The organism is uncultured Microbacterium sp. (assembly GCF_947489255.1).
GTDB lineage: Bacteria > Actinomycetota > Actinomycetes > Actinomycetales > Microbacteriaceae > Microbacterium > Microbacterium phycohabitans.
The window spans coordinates 418,399-441,594 of record NZ_CANLCY010000001.1; the positions used below are offsets into that span (position 1 = coordinate 418,399).

At 70.6% G+C, this 23,196-nt stretch carries 23 protein-coding genes; 18 read left to right on the top strand and 5 right to left on the bottom strand.

Going from position 1 to position 23,196, the window contains the following annotated elements:
- The first annotated feature begins 43 nt into the window (after positions 1–43).
- Entirely contained in the window at positions 44–1,495 is a 1,452-nt protein-coding gene (locus tag Q0818_RS01975) for a M23 family metallopeptidase (protein ID WP_298870748.1), read from the top strand.
- A gap of 57 nt (positions 1,496–1,552) precedes the next feature.
- On the opposite strand, the gene Q0818_RS01980 is transcribed toward Q0818_RS01975, so the two are convergent.
- The gene (locus tag Q0818_RS01980) at positions 1,553–2,086 is read right to left on the bottom strand and encodes an inorganic diphosphatase (protein WP_298870751.1); all 534 of its coding nucleotides are present in this window, start codon (positions 2,084–2,086) and stop codon (positions 1,553–1,555) included.
- 224 nt (positions 2,087–2,310) lie between these two features.
- On the opposite strand from Q0818_RS01980, the gene tilS reads away from it, so the two are divergent.
- Complete coding sequence (gene tilS / locus Q0818_RS01985) at positions 2,311–3,309, top strand: tRNA lysidine(34) synthetase TilS (RefSeq protein ID WP_298870754.1); 999 nt, start codon at positions 2,311–2,313, stop codon at positions 3,307–3,309.
- 13 nt (positions 3,310–3,322) lie between these two features.
- Here tilS and Q0818_RS01990 read toward each other — a convergent pair whose 3' ends face one another.
- Complete coding sequence (locus Q0818_RS01990; protein WP_298870757.1) at positions 3,323–4,660, bottom strand: MFS transporter; 1,338 nt, start codon at positions 4,658–4,660, stop codon at positions 3,323–3,325.
- A 108-nt stretch (positions 4,661–4,768) separates the two neighbouring features.
- Here Q0818_RS01990 and hpt point away from each other — a divergent pair, with 108 nt between their 5' ends.
- The 12 genes from hpt to lysS all read left to right on the top strand — a co-directional run bounded on the left by hpt (position 4,769) and on the right by lysS (position 15,812).
- Positions 4,769–5,320 (top strand): hypoxanthine phosphoribosyltransferase, encoded by a 552-nt coding sequence (gene hpt, locus Q0818_RS01995; protein ID WP_298870759.1) that lies wholly within the window; start codon positions 4,769–4,771, stop codon positions 5,318–5,320.
- Between the two features lie 124 nt (positions 5,321–5,444).
- Positions 5,445–7,448, top strand: coding sequence for an ATP-dependent zinc metalloprotease FtsH (gene ftsH / locus Q0818_RS02000; protein WP_298870761.1), 2,004 nt, complete (start codon positions 5,445–5,447; stop codon positions 7,446–7,448).
- 6 nt (positions 7,449–7,454) lie between these two features.
- Entirely contained in the window at positions 7,455–8,042 is a 588-nt protein-coding gene (folE, locus tag Q0818_RS02005) for a GTP cyclohydrolase I (protein ID WP_298870763.1), read from the top strand.
- Complete coding sequence (gene folP, locus Q0818_RS02010) at positions 8,039–8,830, top strand: dihydropteroate synthase (protein WP_298870765.1); 792 nt, start codon at positions 8,039–8,041, stop codon at positions 8,828–8,830. The genes folE and folP overlap by 4 nt, the downstream gene beginning before the upstream one ends.
- Positions 8,830–9,198 (top strand): dihydroneopterin aldolase, encoded by a 369-nt coding sequence (gene folB, locus Q0818_RS02015; protein ID WP_298870767.1) that lies wholly within the window; start codon positions 8,830–8,832, stop codon positions 9,196–9,198. Before folP ends, folB begins: the two co-directional genes overlap by 1 nt.
- The gene (folK, locus tag Q0818_RS02020) at positions 9,195–9,722 is read left to right on the top strand and encodes a 2-amino-4-hydroxy-6-hydroxymethyldihydropteridine diphosphokinase (RefSeq protein ID WP_298870769.1); all 528 of its coding nucleotides are present in this window, start codon (positions 9,195–9,197) and stop codon (positions 9,720–9,722) included. Before folB ends, folK begins: the two co-directional genes overlap by 4 nt.
- Positions 9,719–10,204: a DUF3180 domain-containing protein gene (locus Q0818_RS02025; protein WP_298870771.1), complete on the top strand. Its 486-nt coding sequence runs from the start codon at positions 9,719–9,721 to the stop codon at positions 10,202–10,204. Before folK ends, Q0818_RS02025 begins: the two co-directional genes overlap by 4 nt.
- Positions 10,158–10,751 carry a PH domain-containing protein gene (locus Q0818_RS02030; RefSeq protein ID WP_298870774.1) on the top strand — a complete coding sequence of 198 codons (594 nt, stop codon included), beginning with the start codon at positions 10,158–10,160 and terminating at the stop codon, positions 10,749–10,751. Before Q0818_RS02025 ends, Q0818_RS02030 begins: the two co-directional genes overlap by 47 nt.
- Positions 10,748–12,577, top strand: coding sequence for a PH domain-containing protein (locus Q0818_RS02035; RefSeq protein WP_298870776.1), 1,830 nt, complete (start codon positions 10,748–10,750; stop codon positions 12,575–12,577). Before Q0818_RS02030 ends, Q0818_RS02035 begins: the two co-directional genes overlap by 4 nt.
- The gene (locus Q0818_RS02040) at positions 12,574–13,296 is read left to right on the top strand and encodes a DUF2520 domain-containing protein (protein ID WP_298870778.1); all 723 of its coding nucleotides are present in this window, start codon (positions 12,574–12,576) and stop codon (positions 13,294–13,296) included. Before Q0818_RS02035 ends, Q0818_RS02040 begins: the two co-directional genes overlap by 4 nt.
- Positions 13,293–14,147 (top strand): pantoate--beta-alanine ligase, encoded by an 855-nt coding sequence (gene panC / locus Q0818_RS02045; protein ID WP_298870781.1) that lies wholly within the window; start codon positions 13,293–13,295, stop codon positions 14,145–14,147. The genes Q0818_RS02040 and panC overlap by 4 nt, the downstream gene beginning before the upstream one ends.
- Positions 14,148–14,291: 144 nt before the next feature.
- A complete protein-coding gene (lysS, locus tag Q0818_RS02050) occupies positions 14,292–15,812 on the top strand; it encodes a lysine--tRNA ligase (RefSeq protein WP_298870784.1) in 1,521 nt (506 codons plus the stop codon).
- Here lysS and Q0818_RS02055 read toward each other — a convergent pair.
- Complete coding sequence (locus Q0818_RS02055) at positions 15,763–16,917, bottom strand: DUF4192 family protein (RefSeq protein WP_298870787.1); 1,155 nt, start codon at positions 16,915–16,917, stop codon at positions 15,763–15,765. The two genes, lysS and Q0818_RS02055, sit on opposite strands and share 50 nt — an antisense overlap.
- 113 nt (positions 16,918–17,030) lie before the next feature.
- Here Q0818_RS02055 and Q0818_RS02060 point away from each other — a divergent pair, with 113 nt between their 5' ends.
- The 3 genes from Q0818_RS02060 (at position 17,031) to Q0818_RS02070 (ending at position 19,583) form a co-directional block, all read left to right on the top strand.
- The gene (locus tag Q0818_RS02060; RefSeq protein WP_298870789.1) at positions 17,031–17,228 is read left to right on the top strand and encodes a hypothetical protein; all 198 of its coding nucleotides are present in this window, start codon (positions 17,031–17,033) and stop codon (positions 17,226–17,228) included.
- A 64-nt stretch (positions 17,229–17,292) separates the two neighbouring features.
- Positions 17,293–18,759 carry a cardiolipin synthase gene (gene cls / locus Q0818_RS02065; RefSeq protein ID WP_298870791.1) on the top strand — a complete coding sequence of 489 codons (1,467 nt, stop codon included), beginning with the start codon at positions 17,293–17,295 and terminating at the stop codon, positions 18,757–18,759.
- An 86-nt stretch (positions 18,760–18,845) separates the two neighbouring features.
- Complete coding sequence (locus Q0818_RS02070; RefSeq protein WP_298870793.1) at positions 18,846–19,583, top strand: hypothetical protein; 738 nt, start codon at positions 18,846–18,848, stop codon at positions 19,581–19,583.
- 18 nt (positions 19,584–19,601) lie between these two features.
- On the opposite strand, the gene Q0818_RS02075 is transcribed toward Q0818_RS02070, so the two are convergent.
- On the bottom strand, positions 19,602–19,835 hold the full coding sequence (locus tag Q0818_RS02075) for a helix-turn-helix domain-containing protein (protein WP_298870795.1): 234 nt from the start codon (positions 19,833–19,835) through the stop codon (positions 19,602–19,604).
- Positions 19,832–20,458, bottom strand: coding sequence for a hypothetical protein (locus Q0818_RS02080; RefSeq protein ID WP_298870797.1), 627 nt, complete (start codon positions 20,456–20,458; stop codon positions 19,832–19,834). The genes Q0818_RS02075 and Q0818_RS02080 overlap by 4 nt, the downstream gene beginning before the upstream one ends.
- A gap of 189 nt (positions 20,459–20,647) precedes the next feature.
- On the opposite strand from Q0818_RS02080, the gene Q0818_RS02085 reads away from it, so the two are divergent.
- Positions 20,648–23,173, top strand: a complete 2,526-nt coding sequence (locus Q0818_RS02085) for an ATP-dependent Clp protease ATP-binding subunit (protein ID WP_298870799.1) — start codon at positions 20,648–20,650, stop codon at positions 23,171–23,173.
- The last annotated feature ends 23 nt before the right edge of the window (positions 23,174–23,196 follow it).

The following is a 23,196-nucleotide window of genomic DNA, read 5'->3' on the forward strand; positions in this document are numbered from 1 at the left end:
GCTACTGTGAGTCGAGTTGCGACCGGTGAGATGAGGTATTCCCGTGACGCTCGAGCGCCCCGTTGAGTCAGACGATTGCGGCTGCGCGCCCACCGCGGATGAGCGGCGGCGCCTGTGGCCGACCTTCGATCGACGCAGCGCGTTGAAGTTCGGCGCTCTCGGCGCCGTGGCTCTCGGCGCCTTCGGTGCGGCGGCATCCGGATTCTCGTCTCCCGCGGCGGCCGCCGACTACCCCTCGTGGGCCGATGTCGAGGCGGCGCGTGCGAACGAGTCCGCCAAGGCCGGCGAGATCGCCCGCATCCAGGGGCTCATCCAGGGACTGCAGTCCGAGGTCGCCCGCACGCAGGCCGAGGTCGTCGCCCGATCCGACGAGTACTACACCGCGCAGCAGGCGTACCTCGACGCCGACTACCGCGCCCAGCAGATTCAGGCGCAGGCCGACGCCGAGGCCGCCAAGGCCACCGACGCGGCCGCGAAGGCCGGCAAGGTCGCCGCGCAGCTGTACCGCTCGGGTGGCGACGACACCTCTCTCGACCTGTTCTTCTCAGGCTCCGCGGCCAGCGCCGACGATCTGCTGGCCAAGCTCGGCACGATGGACAAGCTCATCGAGCGCAACCGCTCGGTGTACGCCGCGGCCGTCACGGCGCGCGATTCCGCGACGCAGCTGAGCAACCAGGCGAACGACGCCCGCACCGAGCGCGACCGTCTGCAGAAGATCGCCGAAGAGAAGATGGTCGCCGCGCAGCAGGCGGCTCAGGCCGCGCAAGAGGCACTCGCCGCGCAGCAGGCCAATCAGGTCGTGCTCGAGGCGCAGCTGGCCGCCCTGCAGGACACGACCGCCAAGACCGTGGCCGATTACCAGGCCGGTGTCGAGGCCGAGCGCAAAGCCCGCGAGGAGCGCGAACGCAAGGCGCGCGAAGAGGCGGAGGCCCGTGACCGCGCCGAGCGTGCGCGTCGCGAGCAGGAGCAGCGCGATCGCGAAGCCGCGAACAACAACAGCGGTGGTGGCGGAGGGGGCGGCTCCAGCAGCGGCGGAGGTTCGAGCAGCGGCGGAGGCGGCGGTCAGGCTACCGGCTCGGGCTGGGCGCGTCCCTCGTCGGCCGGGACCACCTCGGGCTACGGCCCGCGCTCCAGCCAGTGCAACGGCAGCTACTGCGCGAGCTCGTGGCACCTCGGTCTCGACTTCGGCGCCGGCTGCTACTCGCCGATCTACGCGGCGTCGGCCGGGCGCGTCACCTACGCCGGCTACAACGGCGGCTACGGCAACTACATTCGCATCCAGCACGACGACGGCTCGGCCACCGGCTACGCGCACATCGTCAACGGCGGCATCTACGTCTCGTACGGCCAGCGCGTCGGTGCGGGCGAGCAGATCGCCGCGACCGGGCAGACCGGCAACTCCTTCGGCTGCCACCTGCACTTCGAGGTCTACCCGCCGTGGGGCGGCACGACCGATCCGGCCCCCTGGCTCCGCGATCGCGGCGTCTGGGTCTGATCGCTTCCACGAGAAAACCCCCGGTCGATCGACCGGGGGTTTTCTCGTCTCATCGACTCAGAGCGTGTTGGGGGCCTCGCCCGAACCCTGCGTCTTGGTCTGCGCGTCGTGCTCGTCGAAGCGCGTGAAGGCCTCGGCCACGAGACGCTCGGCCTCGGCGGCGTTCGCCCACTCGTCGACCTTGACCCACTTGTTGGGCTCGAGGTCCTTGTAGTGCTCGAAGAAGTGCGAGATCTCCTTCTTGGTCCACTCGTCGATGTCGTCGACGTCCTGGATGTGATCCCAGCGCGGGTCCTTCGCGAGGACCGCCACGACCTTGTCGTCGCCGCCGGCCTCGTCGCTCATCTTCAGTACGCCGACCGGGCGCACCTTGGCGAGGATGCCGGGGTGCAGGTCGCGGTCGAGCAGCACGAGCACGTCGAGCGGGTCGCCGTCTTCGCCGAGGGTGTTCTCGAAGAAGCCGTAGTTGGCGGGGTAGCCGAACACCGTGTAGAGGATGCGGTCGAGGTAGACACGGCCGGTGCCGTGGTCGACCTCGTACTTCACGCGGCTGCCGCGGGGGATCTCGATGACGGCGTCGAAAGCGCCCATACTCGTGCTCCTTAGATCTGTGGATTTCCGCGGCCCAGCCTAGTCGGGCCGGGGTCGCACGTCTGGTCTGCGGGCGGCGACGGGCGGTCGGGCGGAGCCGCGCGGTCGGCACTCGGCGCAGGGAACGGGCGACCGGCGAGGTGCGACCCGGTCGGACGCCGATCCATCCAGCCCCGCGACGGGGGAACTCCTGCGTTGTGCCGATCGGCCAATACCGTAGGGGGATGGACCGCCGCCCTGGACTCTCTCCCGCTGTCGCCGAGGTGCGCCGAGCCGTCCGCGCGGCGCTCGAAGGACGCACCGGTGCGGTCGTGGTGGCGCTGTCGGGCGGGGCCGATTCGCTGGCCCTCGCGGCGGCGACGGGTTTCGAGGCCGAGCGTCTCGGCATCCGGGTCGAGGCCGTCGTTATCGATCACGGCCTGCAGGAAGGGTCGGATGCCGTCGCGCGCGGCGCTGCGGAGGCCGTGCGCGGGCGCGGGATCGACGCGCGCGTGGTCACGGTCGACGTCGTCGCGAACGACGGTCCCGAGGCCGACGCGCGTGCGGCGCGGTACGCCGGTCTGGCCCGGGCGGCGACCGAGATCGGCGCGGATGCCGTGTTGTTGGGGCACACCCTCGACGATCAGGCGGAGACGGTGCTGCTCGGCCTCGCCCGTGGATCCGGCGCGACGAGTCTGGCCGGCATGGCACCCGAGAGACGGGATGCGACGGGGCCGGTGTGGCTGCGACCTCTCCTCGGCGTCCATCGCCGGACGACCGCCGCCGCCTGCGCCGCGGAGGGGTTTGGCGCGTGGTCCGACCCGCACAACGCCGACCCGTCGTACGCCCGGGTGCGGGTGCGCGAGCGCGTGCTCCCCGTGCTCGAGACGGAGCTCGGTCCCGGTGTCGCCGAGGCCCTCGCCCGCACGGCCGAGCAACTGCGGGAGGATGCGGCCGCCTTTCAGGACATGATCGACGAGACCATCGAAGACATCGTCGAGCACGCCGAGGCGGGTATCTCGATCTCGGTCGCCGCTCTCGCCGCCAACCCCGCGGCCCTGCGCAACCGCGTCATCCGCTACGTCGTCGAGAGCGAGTTCGGCGTCTCGCTGACGCGGGCGCAGACCCTCGAGGTCGCGCGGCTCGCGGTGGACTGGCGGGGGCAGGGAGCGATCGATCTGCCCTCCTGCACGGCTCGGCGGGTGGGGGCCCGCATCGAGATCGTGGCGCGCGGGCGCGGATGACGCCGCGGGGCGTTCAGCTCACAGCGCGGCGTCGGGCGAGGCGGGACTCGATCACCGCCATGACCGTGATCGACGCCAGAGCGACGGCCGCCAGCCCTATCGTGAGCAGGGCGAGTCCGTCGAAGAGGAGCCACTCGGCGAAGACACCGCCGAGGACGTTGCCGAGGAGGTAGCCGGCGCCGACCACGACCGAGTACGCGCCCATGATCAGGCCGCGATCGTCGCGGAACTCGGCGGAGATGTCGCTGAGATGGGTGAGGGCGGCGGGAGTGAACCCGGCTTCGAGGAAGACCCCGACCATCACCAGCGGCACCGCGACGGCGATGGGGGCACCGCCGTTGGCGAGCATCAGGCCGACCGAGGCGATCAACGCGCCCGCCACCGTGACGAAGAGCACCGGGATCGTCGGCAGTCTGCCGATGAAGAGCGCCCACGCGACGATGCACAGGCTGAAGAACAGCACGTAGACCCCGAGCACGATCGACAGTCCCGTCTCGTCGCCGCGGAACGCACCGGGGAACAGCTGGCCGTCCGCACGCCGGTCGCCGGCCAGCACGAAGGTGATCTGCGAGGTCACCCACGTTCCGAGGATCGCGTTCACCGCGATCCAGGCGGGGAGGAACGCGAGCAGGCGAGGCTGAACGAGCACGCGCAGGCGATCGCGCACGCCGGCGCGGACGGGTGCCGGCGATGTCCGGGCGTGCCGAGGGACGAAGACGAGGGTGAGCACGGCCGCCACCACGTAGACGGCCGCCAACGCGACGAACGTGCCGAGACCGAGCGCCCCGTACAGGAGCGGTCCGGCGACCGCGCCGAGAGCGATGCCTCCGGACGACGACAGCTCGTACAGGCTCGTCACCCGACCGCGGCGTCGGCGGTCGTCGTCACTGGCGTCGGCCAGGAGACCGAGGGTGGTGGGCGCGGAGATCGCCGCTCCCGCGCCGTCGAGCAGGCGCGAGGTGCCGACGATGACCACGACGAGGGCGATGGACGGGGCGGTCGCGATCAGCGAGGCGCCGGGGGTGAGCAGGACGCCGGCCGCGGCCAGCAGGGGAGCGGCGACGAGGAAGACCTTGCGCCCTCGGCGGTCGCTGGCCGACCCCGCGGCGGGGGCGAGCACGAGCTCGGCCAGGAAGCCCATGCCCGACAGGATCCCCAACACCAGCGGGCCCACCGACGTGCCCTGGCGGGAGAGGTCGACGAAGTAGGAACCCAGAGCGAGGGCGCCCGCGGCCGACGCGGTCCGCAGCAGCAGCTGGGCCACGATGACCGCGCCGGCGCCGCGGGGAGGCGTCGGCGAATCGGACGCCGACACGGATGCCGGCTCGGGCGAGGGGAGCGGATGACTCAACGCGTCCTCCTCGAGGTCGATGGCGGTGCGACTGCCTCGCCGACCGACGCTACCCGGTGGCAGGGCCGGGCGGGCGGCATCCGGAACCGGACGACGTAGACTTTTCCAATGCGCGCGGCCGACATCTCCGACGACATCAGCGAAGTCCTCCTCACCGAGGAGCAGATCCACGGCAAGCTCGCCGAACTGGCCGAGCTCGTCGCTGCCGACTACGAAGGTCGCGACGTCGTGCTCGTGGGTGTGTTGAAGGGCGCGGTCATGGTCATGGCCGACTTCGCGCGGCATCTGCCCATGCACGTCTCGATGGACTGGATGGCGGTGTCGTCGTACGGCGCCTCGACCCGTTCGAGCGGCGTCGTGCAGATCCGGAAGGATCTCGACACCGACATCACCGGAAAGCACGTGCTGATCGTCGAGGACATCATCGACTCGGGTCTGACGCTGAGCTGGCTGCTCGAGAACTTCGCCTCGCGCGGAGCGGAGTCGGTCGAAGTGCTGGCGCTGCTGCGAAAGCCGGATGCGATGAAGGTGGAAGTGGATTGCCGCTACGTCGGCTTCGACATCCCCAATGATTTCGTGATCGGCTACGGACTGGACTACGCCGAGCGCTATCGCAACCTCCGCGATGTGGCCGTCCTCGCACCGCACGTGTATTCCTGAGGCGTTCGGAGCGGAGTCCGGCGTACGCCCTCGACGAACGCACAGGCCCGGCATAGTCCGCGGGCGTTAGCCTGTTGCGACCGCGTTTCGGCGGAGGATCACGAAAGGGCTGGGCTCGCCCACCATGAATTTCAAGAAGATCACGCGTAATCCGATCGTCTACGTTCTGCTGGTCGGTCTGCTTCTGGTCGTCGGTTTCTCCCTCATCTCCAACCTCAGTGGTGCCCGTCAGGTGTCCACCAAGGAGGGGCTGGACCTGCTCAAGGGCGGCACCGTGACCCAGGTCGTCACGAACGATCCCGATCAGCGCGTCGATCTGACCTTGTCGCAGCCCTTCGAGGGCGCGAACGACGTGCAGTTCTACTTCAGCCAGGCCCGCGCGAACGAGGTCGCCAACGCGATCGACGCCGCGGCCCCCGCCGACGGCTTCAACGACGTCGTGCCCAAGCCCAGCTGGTTCGACGGTCTGATCGGCCTCCTGCTCCCGCTGATCCTGCTCGGCCTGCTGTTCTGGTGGTTGCTCTCCAGCGCCCAGGGCGGCGGCAGCAAGGTCATGCAGTTCGGCAAGTCGCGCGCCAAGCTCGTCACCAAGGAGACGCCGACCGTCACCTTCCAGGATGTCGCGGGCTCCGACGAGGCGATCGAAGAGCTCGACGAGATCAAGGAATTCCTCAAGGACCCCAAGAAGTTCGAAGAGGTCGGCGCCCGCATCCCGAAGGGCGTGCTGCTGTACGGCCCTCCCGGAACCGGTAAGACCCTGCTCGCCCGCGCCGTCGCCGGCGAGGCCGGTGTGCCGTTCTACTCGATCTCCGGGTCGGACTTCGTCGAGATGTTCGTCGGCGTCGGCGCAAGCCGTGTCCGCGACCTCTTCAACCAGGCGAAGGAGAGCTCGCCGGCGATCATCTTCATCGACGAGATCGACGCCGTCGGGCGCCACCGCGGTGCCGGTATGGGCGGCGGTCACGACGAGCGCGAGCAGACGCTGAACCAGATGCTCGTCGAGATGGACGGCTTCGATCCCAAGGTCAACGTGATCGTGATCGCGGCGACCAACCGCCCCGACATCCTCGACCCCGCTCTGCTGCGCCCGGGCCGCTTCGACCGTCAGATCGGCGTCGACGCCCCCGACCTCAAGGGCCGCCAGCGCATCCTCGAGGTGCACGGCCGCGGCAAGCCGCTGTCGGACTCGGTCGACCTCGAGGTCGTCGCGCGAAAGACGCCCGGCTTCACCGGTGCCGACCTGGCGAACGTGCTCAACGAGGCGGCGCTGCTCACCGCGCGTTCGAACGCGCAGCTCATCGACAACCGGGCCCTCGACGAGGCGATCGACCGCGTCATCGCCGGTCCCCAGCGGCGCACGCGCGTGATGAAGGACAAAGAGAAGCTCATCACGGCCTACCACGAGGGTGGTCACGCCCTCGCCGCGGCGGCGATGAACCATACCGACCCCGTGACGAAGGTGACGATCCTCCCGCGCGGCAAGGCTCTGGGCTACACGATGGTGCTCCCGCTCGACGACAAGTACTCCGTCACCCGCAACGAGCTGCAGGACCAGCTGACGTACGCGATGGGCGGCCGCGTCGCGGAGGAGATTGTCTTCCACGACCCCACGACCGGCGCCTCGAACGACATCGAGAAGGCCACCAGCATCGCCCGCAAGATGGTCACCGAGTACGGCATGACCAACGAGGTCGGCCCCGTGAAGCTCGGCTCCTCGTCGGGCGAGGTCTTCATGGGTCGCGACATGGGCCACGGCCGCGACTTCTCGGAGCGGATCGCCGAGCGTGTCGACAGCCAGGTGCGCGCGCTCATCGAGCAGGCGCACAACGAGGCGTACCAGGTCATCAACGACAACCGCGAGGTGCTCGACCGCCTCGCCCTGGCGCTGCTCGAGAAGGAGACGCTCGACCACATCGAGCTCGCCGAGATCTTCAAGGACGTCAAGCGCCTCACCCCGCGTCCGCAGTGGCTGTCGTCGGGCGATCGTCCCGTCTCGAACCAGCCCCCGGTCGACGTCCCGCGTCGTCAGGCTCCGGCCGGCATCGCCGCCTCCGCCGAGGCGGGAGCGCAGACGCAGGCTCAGGCGCAGCCCCGTCCGAGCGGACAGACACGCCCGGCGACCGCCTGAGGCGCCGTGGCCGTCGATCGAGAGCGGGTCGCAGCCCTCGTCCGTGAGCTGCTGGAGGCGATCGGGGAAGACCCCGATCGCCCCGGCCTCCGGCAGACCCCGGCGCGCGTCGCCGACAGCTGGGCCGAGTTCTTCTCGGGAGTGAATCAGGATGCCGGCGCGCCGCTTCAGCACACCATCTCGGTGTCGCGGGGACCGGCGCCCGACACGCTGCCCTCGGGAGCGGTGATGGTGCGCGACATCGCGTTCCGCTCGATGTGCGAGCACCATCTGCTGCCGTTCCGCGGCCGCGCGCACGTGGCCTACCTGCCGGGGGAGGAGGTCGTGGGTCTCGGCGCACTGCCGAAGGTCATCGACATCCTCGCCGCCCGTCCTCAGGTGCAGGAGCGCCTGGGCGAGCAGATCGCCGACGCCATCGCATCCGCCCTCGACGCCCGCGGGGTCCTCGTCGTCCTGGATGCCACCCACGAATGCGTCACCATGCGCGGTGGCCGGCAGCTCGACGCCTCGACCGTGACGATCGCCGCTCGCGGCGCCTACGCGGAGCCCGTGGCCCGCGCCGAGCTCGTCGCCCTGATCGGAGCGCGCGCGTGAGCCTCGTGATGGCGATCGTCAACGTCACCCCCGATTCCTTCAGCGACGGCGGACGCTACCTCGACCCCGACGTGGCCATCGCCCACGCCCGCCGTCTGCGGGCGCAGGGCGCCGACCTGCTCGACATCGGCGGAGAGTCCACGCGGCCCGGTGCCGAGCGCGTCTCGCCCCGGGTCGAGCAGCAGCGCGTGCTCCCCGTCGTCGCCGCCCTGGCATCCGAGGGGGCGTACGTCAGCATCGACACCATGAACGCTTCGACTGCGGCGGCCGCGGTGGCGGCAGGTGCGCGCCTGGTCAACGACGTGTCAGGAGGTCTCGCCGACCCCGAGATGCTCGCGGCCGTGGCCGAGAGCGGAGCCGAGGTGGCGATCGGCCACTGGCGCGGGCCGTCGAGCGAGATGTACGCGCGCGCGGAGTACGTCGACGTGGCTGCCGAGGTGGCCGCGGAACTCGACGAACGCGTCGCGGCCGCGGAGGCCGCCGGCATCCCGGCGTCGCGGATCGTCGTCGACCCCGGGATCGGGTTCGGCAAGCGCGGCGTCCAGAACTGGCAGACGCTGCGGGCGCTGCCCGACCTCGTCGCCGCCGGTCGGCGCGTTCTCGTCGGCACGAGCCGCAAGAGATTCCTCGCCGACGTGCTCGGCGACGACGCCGGCCTCGCCCGCCGCGACCTCGCCACCGCCGTCACGAGCGCCCTCGCCGCCCGGGCCGGAGCCTGGGCTGTGCGCGTTCACGACGTACCGACCACCCGCGACGCGCTCGCCGTCGCCCGCGCTTGGGAGGCCTGATGGATGCCGTCGACCACATCACCCTGACGGGCGTGCGCGCCTTCGGGTACCACGGGGTCTACCCCGACGAGAAGCGCGACGGGCAGGAGTTCGTCGTCGACGCGACGGTCTACCTCCCGCTCGCACGGGCGGCGGAGACGGATGACGTCGTCGACACGGTCCATTACGGCGAGCTCGCGGAACGCATCGCCGCGATCGTGTCGGGGGAGCCGGTCGACCTGCTCGAGAAGCTCGCCGCGCGCATCGCCGACGAGGTGCTCCGCGACGAGCGGATCGAGGCCGTGGCCGTCACGGTGCACAAGCCCGCGGCGCCCATCCCCGTCCCCTTCGCCGACGTGTCGGTGACGATCACGCGCGGGCGCTCGTGAGCGTGCGACTGGCGCACGGCATCGGAGAGGCGCCGCGCACCTCTCCCGTCGCGGCCGTGGTCGCACTGGGCGCGAACCTCGGGGAGCGGGCCGAGACCCTAGCCGCGGCCGTTGCCGAACTGCGGGCGCTGCCCCTCACGGCCGACGTCACGGTGTCGGCGCCGATCGAGACCGTCGCCGTGACCCTCGACGGCGAGGACGACGACGCACCCCGCTACCTCAACGCCGTTGCGACGCTGCGCACGAGACTGGCTCCGACGGCGCTGCTCGCCGCCCTCCACCGCATCGAGGCGCGCCATGGTCGCGTGCGTCGCGAACGATGGGGCGACCGCACGCTCGACCTCGACCTCATCGCCTACGGCGACGAGATCATCGACCGCGACGACCTCGTGGTCCCGCACCCGCGCGCGCACGAGCGCGACTTCGTGCTCGCGCCGTGGCTCGACGTGGACCCGGATGCCGTGATCCCCGGCCGCGGTCGGGTCGACGACCTTCTCGCCGCGCTGCGGGGAGGAGCACGATGAAGCGCACCGGTGCCGGCATCCTGCTCATCGCCGCCATCATCGGCGGCGTGGTCGGCTTCGTCCTCGACACGATGCTCACGGCGATGGGTCGCGCGACGTTCACCCCCGCGGCGAGTCTGCCGACGATCCTCGCGCTCGTCGGTGCGGTGATCGTCATTCTCGCGGTGCCGGTGTTCCGCGCGACGCGGGGGAGAAGTGAGCGACGCATCGACCCGTTCCGGGCTCTGCGCATCGCGATGCTCGCGAAGGCGTCGTCGCTCGTGGGGGCTGCGGCCTTCGGATTCGGCGCCGGTCTGCTCGCGTTCCTGTTGAGCCGGCCCGCGACACCGTCGCTAGGCTCGATGGGATCGATCATCGCGACGGTCGTGTGCGCGGTCGTCCTCGTCGTCGCGGGGCTCGTGGCCGAGCAGTTGTGCACCATCCGGAAGGACGACGATGACGACACCCCCGGGAACACCCCTGCCGGACCCGTCGGCATCTGACGCCCCGCCGCGCGTCGACGCCCTCGACGCGCGGACGTTCTCGCGCATCCTGGAGCCGCGCGCCGCCGGTCGCCTTCCTCTCGGCGACGGGACGTGGCACCAGCTGGCGCGCGCCTACGTGTGGGTGCAGCTCATCTCGCAGGGGGTTGTCTTCCTCCTCGCGCTCGTCGTCCCCATCGTGGTTCAGGTCTTCACGGGCGTGCCCTGGCAGTGGATCCCCGCGGGCATCGTGCTCGTCGTGACGGCGATCGGTCTGCTCATCACGCCGCGGCAGGCGCGCTCGTTCGGTTATCAGCTGCGTCAGGACGACCTCGTCTTCCGCCGCGGCATCCTGTGGCAGCGTGTCGTCGCGGTGCCGTACGGGCGCATGCAGCTCGTCGACATCACGCACGGGCCCCTCGACCGCGGGTTCGGGATCGCCCAGCTCAAGCTCGTCACGGCCGCGGCCTCGACCGGTGTGACGATCCCGGGGCTCACGCAGGAGGCGGCCGAGCAGCTGCGCGACACCCTCGTCGCCGTGGCGGAGACGCGACGGACAGGGCTGTGAGCGACACGGACGATCGCGCTCGCGACGACGCGGTCGAGCCGACCGACACCGGCTCGCGAGCGACGCCGGAGCCCACGGCCGACGTCGCGCCGGGAGCGCCCGCCGAGGTCGCGGCAGCGGGCGACGGGACCGAGGTCGCGGCGGCGGGCGACGGGACCGAGGTCGCCGCGTCGGGCGACGGGTCCGGGGTCGCGGTGTCGGGCGACGGGTCCGGGGTCGCGGCGTCGGGCGACGGGCCCGGAATCGCCCCGGATGCCGCCACCCCGGATCCGGCAGGCGGCCCCGGGGTGCCGCGGTCGGTCGTGCGATCGCCGTACAGCGACGGCGGATGGCACCGACTGCACCCGCTGACGCCCCTGCTGCGCGGCGGTCTCTCGTTGCTCGTCATCGGGGGCCTCATCGTGGCCAATCTCCGCGAGCGGCTGCTGGAGCTGTTCTTCCCGATCTTCACCGACCTCCCGCCCGGGGCGGTCCCGCCCGACCCGGTGGACTTCCTGTTGGCGAACAACCTCATCCTGATCGCGGCCGGAGTGGCCCTGGTCGTCCTCCTCGTGCTGCTGGTGCTGTTCCGGTTGTCGTGGCGTTTCCACACCCTGCGCATCGGCGACGACGACGTCGAGGTGCGCTCCGGTGTGCTCTTCCGCACCCATCGCCGGGCCCCGCTGGATCGCGTGCAGGGCGTGAACCTGACCCGTCCGATGGTCGCGCGCCTGCTCGGGCTCGCGAAGCTCGAAGTCGTGGGTGCCGGTCTCGACGCGAACGTCAAGCTCGAGTACCTTTCGGGCGCGGATGCCGAGGCGATCCGTGGCGACATCCTCCGGCTGGCGTCGGGTCGACGTCTGGCCGAGGCGGGCGCCGGTCCGGGGGCGAAGCGCTCCCTCGTGACGGCGGCCGCCGACACCGTCGCCGACGGGCTGCAGGGCATCGTCGACGGGGAGGACTTCTCCGACGCCGAGCCCGAGAGCATCGTGCGCATCCCGCTGGGCCGCCTCTTCGCCTCGCGCGTGCTGAGCGGATCGACCCTCGTGCTGATCGCCTTCGTGATCGGGATCGTCGTCGCGGCATCGGTGTCGACGCTGTGGCTGCTCTTCACCGTCGTGCCCATGTTCCTCGCCTTCGGTGCGTACTACGTGCGCTCGATCGCGCGGGGGCTGCGGTACTCGATCGCCCCGACCGCCGATGGGGTGCGCGTCACGTTCGGTCTCTTCACCACGGTCACGGAGGTCGTCCCGCCGGGGCGCGTGCACGCCATCGAGGTGCGCCAGCCCCTGCTGTGGCGTCCCTTCGGGTGGTGGGCGGTGACGGTGAACCGCCTGTCGGGTCGCTCGTCCACCGACTCCAGCGCCGACCAGATCGCGGCCGTGCTGCCCATCGGCACGCGTGCCGACGTCGAGAAGGTGCTGCGGATCCTCGCCCCCGGCCTGTCGAGCGAGGAATGGACACTCGTGTTCCGTGACGGCATCCTGGGTCCGGTGGATGACGACCCCTACGTGACGACTCCGCGACGCGCGCGGTGGCTGCGGCCGCTGTCGTGGCGCCGCAACGGCGTTCTCCTCACCGCCGACGCGCTCCTGCTGCGCCGGGGGTGGGTCTGGCGTTCGCTGACCGTGCTGCCGCTCGCCCGGCTGCAGTCGATCGGCCTGCATCAGGGGCCGCTGGCCCGCGCGGCTCGCACGGCGACCCTCACCGGTCACGTCATCGCGGGCACGGTGCAGACCGCCGTCGGCGCGATCGACCGCGATGACGCCCTCCGCGTGTTCGAGGCCACCGCGCGCGGCGGCGTGGTGGCGGCCGCGGGCGACCGCACGCATCGGTGGGCCGGATGAGCGGCGGTCGCGACGGACGCCTCGGCGTCGGGGTAATCGGCGCCGGACGAGTCGGACCCGTCGTCGCGGCCGCCCTCGCAGGCGCCGGACACCTTCTCACCGGGATCACCTCGGGCTCGGACGACGACCGTGTCGAGGCGATCCTGCCCGGAGTGCCGCAGCTCACGGCCGACGAGGTCGTGCGCCGGAGTGAACTCGTGGTCATCGCGGTTCCGCACGACCAGCTCCCGGGCCTCGTGGTCGGTCTCGCGGAGCTCGGCGCCTGGCAGCCCGGACAGCTGGTGCTGCACACCGACGCCGCATACGGCGCGCGTGTTCTCGATCCCGCGGCGCAGCGGGGGGCCATCCCCCTCGCCATCCACCCCGCCATCGTCTTCACGGGTGCGTCGTCGATCGACCTCCGCCAGCTCGCCCAGGCGTACGCCGCGGTGACGGCGCCCGCACCCGTGCTGCCCATCGCCCAAGCTCTCGCCGTCGAACTCGGATGCGAGCCCGTCGTCGTGGCCGAGCGCGATCGACCGACGTACGCCGAGGCGATCGCGACGGCGACGGAGTTCTCTCGCTCGATCGTGCGACAGTCGTCCGACCTGCTGAGCCGAGTCGGCATCGACAACCCGGGCGGGTACCTGTCAGCGCTCGTGCGCTCGAGCGTCGACCACGCCCTCGTCGAGGGCACCGGCGCGGGTCGCCTCGACGGCGACGCTACGATCGACGGATGATCGCCACCCTCGAGGATCTGCGCGCCCGACTCGACGAGATCCGAGGGACCGACCGCGCCGCGCAGGGACCCCGCATCGCGCTCGTCTCGACGCTCGGAGCCCTGCACGACGGCCATGTCGACCTCATCAAGCGTGCCCGGGAGCGCTCCGACGTGGTGGTGGTCTCGACGTTCGTCAACCCGCTGCGATTCCGTACGGCCGAAGACACCGCGGCCTACCCCCGCTCCCCTGACGCGGACGCGCGCGTTCTCGACGATCTCGCGGTCGACGTGGTTTTCGCCCCGACCGCGGCGGAGCTGTTGCCGGCCGGCACGGCGACCACACGGGTGTCGGCGGGCGACGTCGGGCTCCGCTACGAGGGTCGGGTGCGCCCGTTCTACTTCGACGGCGTCCTGACCGTCGAGGCGAAGCTGTTCCATCTGGTCGCCCCCCACGTCGCCGTCTACGGTGAGCGCGATCTGCAGCGCATCTTCCTGGTGCGGCGGATGGTGCGCGATCTGAACTTCCCCGTCGAGATCGACACGGTCCCCACCGTGCGCACCGACGACGGCCTGCCGGTGTCGAGCCGGATCGCCCTGTTGGACGAGGTCGACCGCCGGGCGGTCGCCAAGCTCCCGCGTGCTCTGGAGGCCGCTGCGTCGAATGCCGACATGGGCGTCGACGCGTGCATCGCGGCGGCCCAGTCGGCGCTCATGGGCGAGCAGCGCATCTCGCTGGAGTACCTGAGCGTGGTCGATCCGGCGACGTTCCTGCCGGTCGACGAGGGGCATCGCGGTCGCGCCTTCGCGCTGATCGCGGCGACCGTCGGTGGCCACCGCTTCATCGACAACGCCGAGATCTCGTTGCGCTGACGATCCGGCGGCCCGACCCGGACGCGGGCGACGGCCGCTGCGGCACGGCGTGCGGCGAAGGTGGCCGACCGTCGAGGCGGGCGAGTGCCCCGAGCGGCCCGGGCCGGGCGAATACACTGGGGAGGACCCCGAGGAGCTTGCACGATGACCGACGCGCCCGCGAACGACGCCGCCGAACCCACCGAAGACGAGGTCTTCGAGCAGAAGGCGGTACGCCTGGCCAAGCGCGAGCGACTGCTCGCCGAGCGCAGCGACGCCGCGGGCGGCGCCTACCCGGTGTCGGTCCCGGTCACGACCACCATCACCTCCCTGCGCGAGCGCTTCGGCGAGCTCGAGGCCGGTGAAGAGACGGGCGAGACCGTCGGCGTCGCCGGGCGCGTGGTGTTCAGTCGCAACACCGGCAAGCTCTGCTTCGCGTCGCTGCAGGCCGGTGACGGCAGCCGCATCCAGGCGATGGTGTCGCAGGGCGTCGTCGGCGAGGAGTCGCTGCAGGCGTGGAAGGAGCTCGTCGACCTCGGCGACCACGTGTTCGTCTCGGGCGAGGTCATCTCGAGCCGCCGTGGCGAGCTGTCGATCATGGTCGCCGAGTGGCGCATCGCGGCCAAGGCCGTGCTGCCGCTGCCCAATCTGCACACCGAGCTCAGCGAGGAGAGCCGGGTGCGCAGCCGCTTCCTCGACTTGATCGTGCGCGACCGGGCGCGCGAGACCGTGCTCGCTCGCGCCACGGTCAACGCGAGCCTGCGCCGCACCTTCACCGAGCGCGACTTCGTCGAAGTCGAGACCCCGATGCTCCAGGTGCAGCACGGCGGCGCGTCGGCCAGGCCGTTCACGACCCACTCGAACGCCTTCGACACCGAGCTCTTCCTGCGCATCGCGCCGGAGCTCTACCTCAAGCGCGCGGTCGTCGGCGGCATCGACCGCGTCTACGAGATCAATCGCAACTTCCGCAACGAGGGATCCGACTCCACGCACAGCCCCGAGTTCGCGATGCTCGAGGCCTACCAGGCCTACACCGACTACAACGGCATCGCCGACCTGACCCAGACGCTCATCCAGGATGCCGCGATCGCGGTCGCCGGCTCGACCACCGTGACGTGGGCCGACGGCACCGAGTACGACCTCGGCGGAGACTGGGACCGCATCTCGATGTACGACTCGCTGTCGGCGGCATCCGGTCATCAGGTCACCCCCGAGACCTCGCTCGACGAGCTGCGCGCTCTCGGTGAGAAGTCCGGTGTCGACGCGCCTCCGCACGAGACCCACGGCAAGTGGGTCGAGGAGCTGTGGGAGCACTTCGTGAAGGGGGGCCTGACGCGCCCCACCTTCGTCATGGACTTTCCGGTCGACACGAGTCCCCTCGTCCGCGAGCACCGCTCCATCGCGGGGGTCGTGGAGAAATGGGACCTGTACGTCCGCGGATTCGAGCTCGCCACCGGGTACTCCGAACTGGTCGACCCGGTGATCCAGCGCCAGCGTTTCGTCGAGCAGGCCAAGCTCGCCGCGCGGGGCGACGACGAGGCGATGCCGATCGACGAGGAGTTCCTCCGGGCGCTCGAGCACGGGATGCCGCCCACCGGGGGGATGGGGATGGGGATCGACCGTCTGCTGATGGCCATCACCGGGCTCGGGATCCGTGAGACGATCCTCTTCCCGCTGGTGAAGTAGGGCGCTCGAAGACCCACTCGGGCAGGCGACCGGCGTCGAGAAGGCTCAGCATGATCGCGCTGAGGCCGTGCTGGGGGTCGATGCGGATCGCCTCTTCGGCGTAGGTCCCGGCGTGCGACGAGCGTCCCAGCGCCCACGCCAGCCAGGCGCAGGCCGACAGGGCCCCGGGTCGTCGATCGGGCGGCACGGTCGCGGCGACCTGCCGGCACACCTCCAGGGCGGCCCGAAGGCGCTCGGGCTCGGGCTGCGGGCCCTCTCCCCACATCGGACGCGCGAGGTCTTCGGGGAAGGGCGTGCCCGCGCTGAACGCGGTCTGCGCGCGCAGCACCGCATCGCCGGCGGCGACATCGGCGGCCCACTGCATGAGGGCCACGTCGCGCAGCGACGGACGCTCGAGGCAGAACGCGAGGGCCGCGATCATCGTCGACCGCAGGCGCCCCGACTCGGTGACCGCCCTCTCGAACAGGGCGGGCGGGTCGGCGAGCAGTGACACGATCTCATCGGCCTCGGCTCGCCGCGCGAGCGGCAGGCGACGCCGATCGCGCGGGCGGCCGAGGGCGTCGTCGACGTCGCCGAGCGATCGCGCCACGGATGCCGCGGTCTCGGTGTCGACCGCGGGGAGCGCGGCGGCGGAGAACTGGTCGGTGCGGGGGAGTGCGTCGGCTCCTCGGGCGTCGGCGTCGGCGATCTCGGACAGCGGACCCGCGGACGCGCCCGCGGGGTCGAGGTAGCAGGCCCAGGCATCGGGACCGACGACGAGAGCGTCGAGCACGCGCAGGCCGCAGATGCCCGCTCGAGACACGACCTCGTCGATCAGCGCGCGTTCCGGGAGGTCGGAGCCGCCGGTCACCGGGCTGTCGGTGTACACGACCGGGACGATCGCGTCCGTCGACGCGACCTTGCACGCCATGCCGATGACGGTCGACGCGATGCTCTCGGCCTCGGTCGGCCCGCCGCGGGGGAGGTCGACGCGCATGGCCCCGAGAGATCGCCCGTCGGCGAAGGGGACGACGACGAGACTTTCCCGCGGGGTGCACTCCAGCAGGTGCGGGACGAGGGCGAGGAACGAGGCGGACGAGGCGGCGCGGACGACGGTCGGGGTCATGGGCACGAGCGTGCCGGGTCACGGCATCCGCGCGCGGGGCGGGAAACCTCGATCGTGGATAACCCGACTGCCACGGCGCGTGGGGAGGAGCGGTGCGCGGGTATCCTGGGGGTATGGATGAGACCTGGGTCGCGATGCTGTGGGCGATCCTGCCCACGATCGTCGTCTCGGTCGTGTTCTTCTTCATCCTCCGCAACGTGATCCGCATGGACCGCACCGAGCGCAAGGTCTACTCGCGCATCGAAGCCGAGGAGCGCGCGAAGCGCGGCCTCCCGCCGGTCGCCTCCACCGGCGACGGTCCCGCGAGCTGACGATCGCGCGACCGCTGTCGCAGCCCCTCGCTACGCTGGGTGGACGACCCGCTCAGGAGGACCCGTGATCACCGCCACGTTCGACGCGAGCTGGCTCGTCATCACGCTGTTCGTCGTCGACCTCGTGGTGCGTATCGCCGCGATCATCATCGTGCCGCGCAACCGCCGCCCGACCGCCGCGATGGCGTGGCTCCTGGCGATCTACTTCATCCCCTTCCTCGGGGTCTTCCTCTTCCTGCTGATCGGCAATCCCCGTCTGCCGCGCAAGCGCCGGCGCAAGCAGACCGCGATCAACGAGTACATCCACGACACGAGCGCGTCGCTCGAGTTCGGCACCCTGCGTCCCCACGCCCCCGACTGGTTCCGCGCCCTCGTGCGCCTCAACCGCAACCTCGGGGCGATGCCGATCGCCGGTGACAACGCCGCGACCCTCATCGCCGACTACCAGCAGAGCCTGGATGCCATGGCCGAGGCCATCCGCCTCGCGAAGCGCTACGTGCACGTCGAGTTCTACATCCTGCAGTCCGACGAATCGACCGACAACTTCTTCCGCGCCCTCGAGGAGGCGGCCGAGCGCGGTGTCGTCGTCCGCGTGCTGCTGGATCACTGGGCCAACCGGGGCAAGCCCTTCTACAAGCAGACCCTCCGGCGTCTCGACGACATGGGCGCGCACTGGCATCTCATGCTCCCCGTGCAGCCGTTGCGCGGGCGGTATCAGCGCCCCGACCTGCGCAACCACCGCAAGCTCCTCGTCATCGACGGCGACGTCGCCTACATGGGCTCGCAGAACGTCACCGACTCGTCGTACAACCTGCGCAAGAACATCCGTCGCGGCCTGCACTGGGTCGATCTGATGGTGCGCGTCGAAGGCCCCGTGGTGGCCAGCATCAACGCCGTGTTCCTCTCGGACTGGTACAGCGAGACCGACGAGACCCTGCGCGACGAGATCGACCTGTTCAGCGTGACCTCCGGCCCCGGCGACCTCGACTGCCAGATCGTGCCCTCGGGTCCCGGCTTCGATTTCCAGAACAACCTCAAGCTCTTCCTCGGGCTGCTCTTCGCCGCGCGCGAGCGCATCATCATCGTAAGCCCCTACTTCGTCCCCGACGAGGCCCTCCTCCTGGCGATCACGACGGCGTGCCAGCGCGGCGTCCACGTCGAGCTCTTCGTGTCCGAAGAGGGTGACCAGGCGATGGTCTACCACGCCCAGCGCAGCTACTACGAGGCGCTCCTGCGCGCCGGCGTGGTCATCTGGATGTACCGCAAGCCGTTCATCCTGCACTCCAAGAGCGTGACGATCGACGACGAGGTCGCGGTCATCGGCTCGAGCAACATGGACATGCGATCGTTCGGTCTTAACCTCGAGGTGTCGATGCTCGTGCGGGGCGAGGAGTTCGTCCGCGACATGCGCGCCGTCGAGCACACCTACCGCAGCCTCAGCCGCCAGCTCACGATCGAGGAGTGGAAGCACCAGCCGCTCCGTTCGACGATCCTCGACAACCTCGCGCGGCTCACCTCGGCGCTGCAGTGATGCTCCGGCGGTGGCGCGCCGCGGCTTCGCCGCCGGCATCCAGGAATCTCCGCCATCATGGGGCGGAACTCGCCCCGGAGGTCCACATGTCCCGTCATCGTCTGACTCTCATCGCCGCCCTCGGTGCCGGCCTGCTGGCCGCCGGCGCCCTCACCGGCTGCGCCACCGGCGCGTCGTCGCCCGCGCAGGAGACCTCGCCGTCCGCCTCGTCCAGTCCGGATGCCGGGGAGTCGGCATCGGCGGCCGAGGTCGGGGCCGCATGGCTCGACGCGGGTCGCGCGATCGCCGTCGTCACCTGGGGGAGCTCGACCTGCGTGCCCGTCGTCAGTGCGGAGCCGGCCCTGTCCGATGACGCCCTCACCGTCACCCTCGGGGAGTCCACCCGCACGGACTGCACGCGCGACATGGCTCCGCGGGCCACCCTGGTGGGCCTGCCCGCGGGCGTGGACCCCACCCGATCGCTTGAGGTGACCGTGGAAGGCGCGGCCGAGGGGCGGACGACCCTCGCACCGCTGACCTCCGCCCCGTCCGACGCGGAGCAGTTCGCTCCCAGCGCCGGCTGGGTCGACGCGCGCACCATCGCCCTCGTCACCTACGGCAGCTCCGGCTGCCCGCCCACCGTGGAGTCGGTCACCACGACCGGGACCGGCATCACGGTGCAGTTCGCCGCCCCGCCCGCCGACCAGATCTGCACGATGGACCTCGCCCCGCGCGTCACCCTCGCCGACGTCGGCGACGGGGCGCCCGAGGGTGCCGTGTCGGTGGTGCTGTCGGGTGGCGGAGTCGATGCGCCGGATCCGATCCCGGTGCTGGGCTCGCGCTGAGCGCCGGCCCGCGGGGTCTCACGGGCTGACGACCAGCAGGTCGCCCACCTCGCACTCCAGCACGCGGCAGATGGCCGACAGCGTCGAGTAGCGGACCGCCCTCGCCCGGTCGTTCTTGAGCACCGAGAGGTTGACGACCGAGACGCCCACGAGCTCGCTCAGTCGGGTCAGCGTCATCCCGCGGGCCTCCAGCAGCTCGTCGAGGCGGCAATGGATGCCGGTGGGCCCCTCGTCGGCGGCGGCCGGGCTCATACGAGGCCCTCGGTGTCGCGCCGCAGGCGATCGCCGACCGTGAACACGGTGCTGGAGAGTCCCGCGACGAAGCCGATCACGATGAGGATCGGGAGGTCGATCTGCTGGGTCAGTCCGCGGTCGTAGGTGCGATCCGACAGCCACGCGAGGGCGCCGTTCGCGACCATGTTGTGGAAGAACGGCACCGCGAACGCCGCGACGAGCGAGACGATGCCGGCGGCCGCTACCAGACGGGTGTGCCGGCGGCTGAAGATCTCCCCCTTCAGGATGCCGACGCACAGGACGACGAGCAGCACCACCACCGTCACGACCGCGGCGGCGAAGATCCCCTGCGAGAGGAACAGCGCCCAGAGCGAGGCGAGGGGGAGCGAGGGGGCGGTGACCACCGCGCCGGTCAGCTCGACGGGGACGGACGCCCCGTCGGGACCGATCGGCGCCTGGGCGACGGTGTCGAGGAACTCGATGGGGACGCGCACGTCGCGGTTGCCGACGGCGGCCACGATGGTGCCCACGGAACGGATCACCGCCCAGGCGGCGATGGCGACGCCCGCGACGATGAAGAGCAGGAAGCTGCCGGTGTCGCCGCGGGAGAGGGTGCGCGAGGTGGATCGGGGGGATGCCATGATCGCTCCTTATCGATGATCGTTGTTATTGACTGTCGATAAGGTATCGATACTCGATAGGTTTCGCAACGCCGGGTGTCACGGCGGTATGCCCACGGCGAACACGCGTCTCCGGCATCCGGCCGCTGGTTACTCTCGATGTACGGCGCGCGGAGGCGTGCCTGTCAGCCCATTTCTGGAGGGACTGAGATGTTCGAGAGATTCACCGACCGTGCCCGTCGTGTGGTCGTCCTCGCCCAAGAAGAGGCGAAGATGCTCAACCACAACTACATCGGGACCGAGCACATCCTGCTCGGGCTGATCCACGAGGGCGAGGGCGTCGCCGCGAAGGCGCTCGAGTCGCTCGGCATCTCGCTCGACGCCGTCCGCGAGCAGGTGCAGGACATCATCGGCCAGGGTCAGCAGCAGCCGACCGGCCACATCCCCTTCACGCCGCGCGCGAAGAAGGTCTTGGAGCTGTCCCTGCGCGAGGCGCTGCAGCTCGGCCACAACTACATCGGGACCGAGCACATCCTGCTCGGCCTCATCCGCGAGGGCGAGGGTGTCGCCGCCCAGGTGCTCGTCAAGCTCGGCGCCGACCTGAACAAGGTGCGCCAGCAGGTCATCCAGCTGCTCTCCGGCTACCAGGGCAAGGAGCCCGCGGGCGTCGCGTCCGGGGCCGGCGAGCAGAGCCAGGGTGCCGCCCAGGGCGGGTCGGCCGTGCTCGACCAGTTCGGCCGCAACCTCACGCAGGCCGCGCGCGACAACAAGCTCGACCCCGTGATCGGGCGCGAGAAGGAGATCGAGCGCGTGATGCAGATCCTGTCGCGCCGCTCGAAGAACAACCCCGTCCTCATCGGCGAGCCCGGTGTCGGAAAGACGGCGGTCGTCGAGGGCCTCGCCCAGGCCATCGTCAAGGGCGACGTGCCCGAGACGCTGAAGGACAAGCAGGTCTACTCGCTCGACCTCGGCTCGCTCATCGCGGGATCCCGCTACCGCGGCGACTTCGAGGAGCGCCTGAAGAAGGTCACCAAGGAGATCCGCACGCGCGGCGACATCATCGTCTTCATCGACGAGATCCACACCCTCGTGGGTGCCGGTGCCGCTGAGGGCGCGATCGACGCGGCATCCATCCTCAAGCCCCTCCTCGCCCGCGGTGAGCTCCAGACCATCGGTGCCACCACGCTCGACGAGTACCGCAAGCACTTCGAGAAGGATGCCGCTCTCGAGCGCCGCTTCCAGCCGATCCAGGTCGCGGAGCCGAGCCTGCCCCACGCGATCAACATCCTGAAGGGGCTGCGCGACCGCTACGAGGCCCACCACAAGGTGCAGATCACCGACGGTGCGATCGTCGCCGCGGCGAACCTCGCCGACCGCTACATCAGCGACCGGTTCCTGCCCGACAAGGCCATCGACCTGATCGACGAGGCCGGCGCGCGCCTGCGCCTGTCGATCCTGTCATCGCCGCCGGAGCTGCGCGAGTTCGACGAGAAGATCGCCAAGGTCCGCGAGCAGAAGGAGCAGGCCTCCGAGGAGCAGGACTTCGAGAAGGCAGCGGCCCTGCGCGACGAGGAGAAGTCGCTGCTCGCTGAGCGTCTGCGCCTCGAGAAGCAGTGGCGCTCCGGCGACGTCGCCTCCCACGCGGTGGTCGACGAGGGCCTGATCGCCGAGGTGCTCGCTCAGGCGACCGGCATCCCGGTGTTCAAGCTCACCGAGGAGGAGTCCAGCCGCCTCATGTTCATGGAGAAGGCGCTGCACCAGCGCGTCATCGGCCAGGAAGAGGCGATCGCGGCCCTCTCGCGCACGATCCGTCGTCAGCGCGCGGGCCTCAAAGACCCGAAGCGCCCCTCGGGCTCGTTCATCTTCGCCGGCCCCACCGGTGTCGGAAAGACCGAGCTGGCCAAGGCGCTCGCCGAGTTCCTCTTCGACGACGAGGGTGCGCTGATCTCCCTCGACATGTCGGAGTTCGGTGAGAAGCACACCGTCTCGCGCCTGTTCGGTGCCCCTCCCGGGTTCGTCGGGTTCGAAGAGGGCGGCCAGCTCACCGAGAAGGTGCGTCGCAAGCCGTTCTCGGTCGTGCTCTTCGACGAGATCGAGAAGGCCCACCCCGACATCTTCAACTCGCTGCTGCAGATCCTCGAAGAGGGTCGTCTGACCGACGGTCAGGGCCGCGTCATCGACTTCAAGAACACCGTGATCATCATGACGACGAACCTCGGTTCGTCGGCGATCGCCGGTGGCCCGGTCGGTTTCCAGGTCGAGGGCAGCGCGCAGACCTCGTACGAGCGGATGAAGGGCAAGGTCGACGAAGAGCTCAAGCGCCACTTCAAGCCCGAGTTCCTCAACCGCGTCGACGACGTCATCGTCTTCCCGCAGCTGAACAAGGACGAGCTCCGTCAGATCGTCGGACTGTTCGTCAAGCGCTTGGCCGACCGCCTGCTCGACCGCGACATGACGGTCGAGCTGTCGGACGACGCGAAGGACAAGCTCATCGAGATCGGGTTCGACCCCACGCTCGGTGCGCGCCCCCTGCGCCGCGCCATGCAGCGCGAGGTCGAGGACCGTCTCAGCGAGAAGATCCTGCACGGCGAGCTCGAGTCGGGCGACCACGTGAAGGTCGGCGTCGAGAACGGTCAGTTCACCTTCGACACCGCTCCGCGCGGCGAGAAGGTCGCGATCGGCGTCGGAACGGCTGGCGAGATCGCCGCCACCCCCGACACCCTCGCGGGGAGCTGATCGCCTAGCTCAGAAGGGGCCCG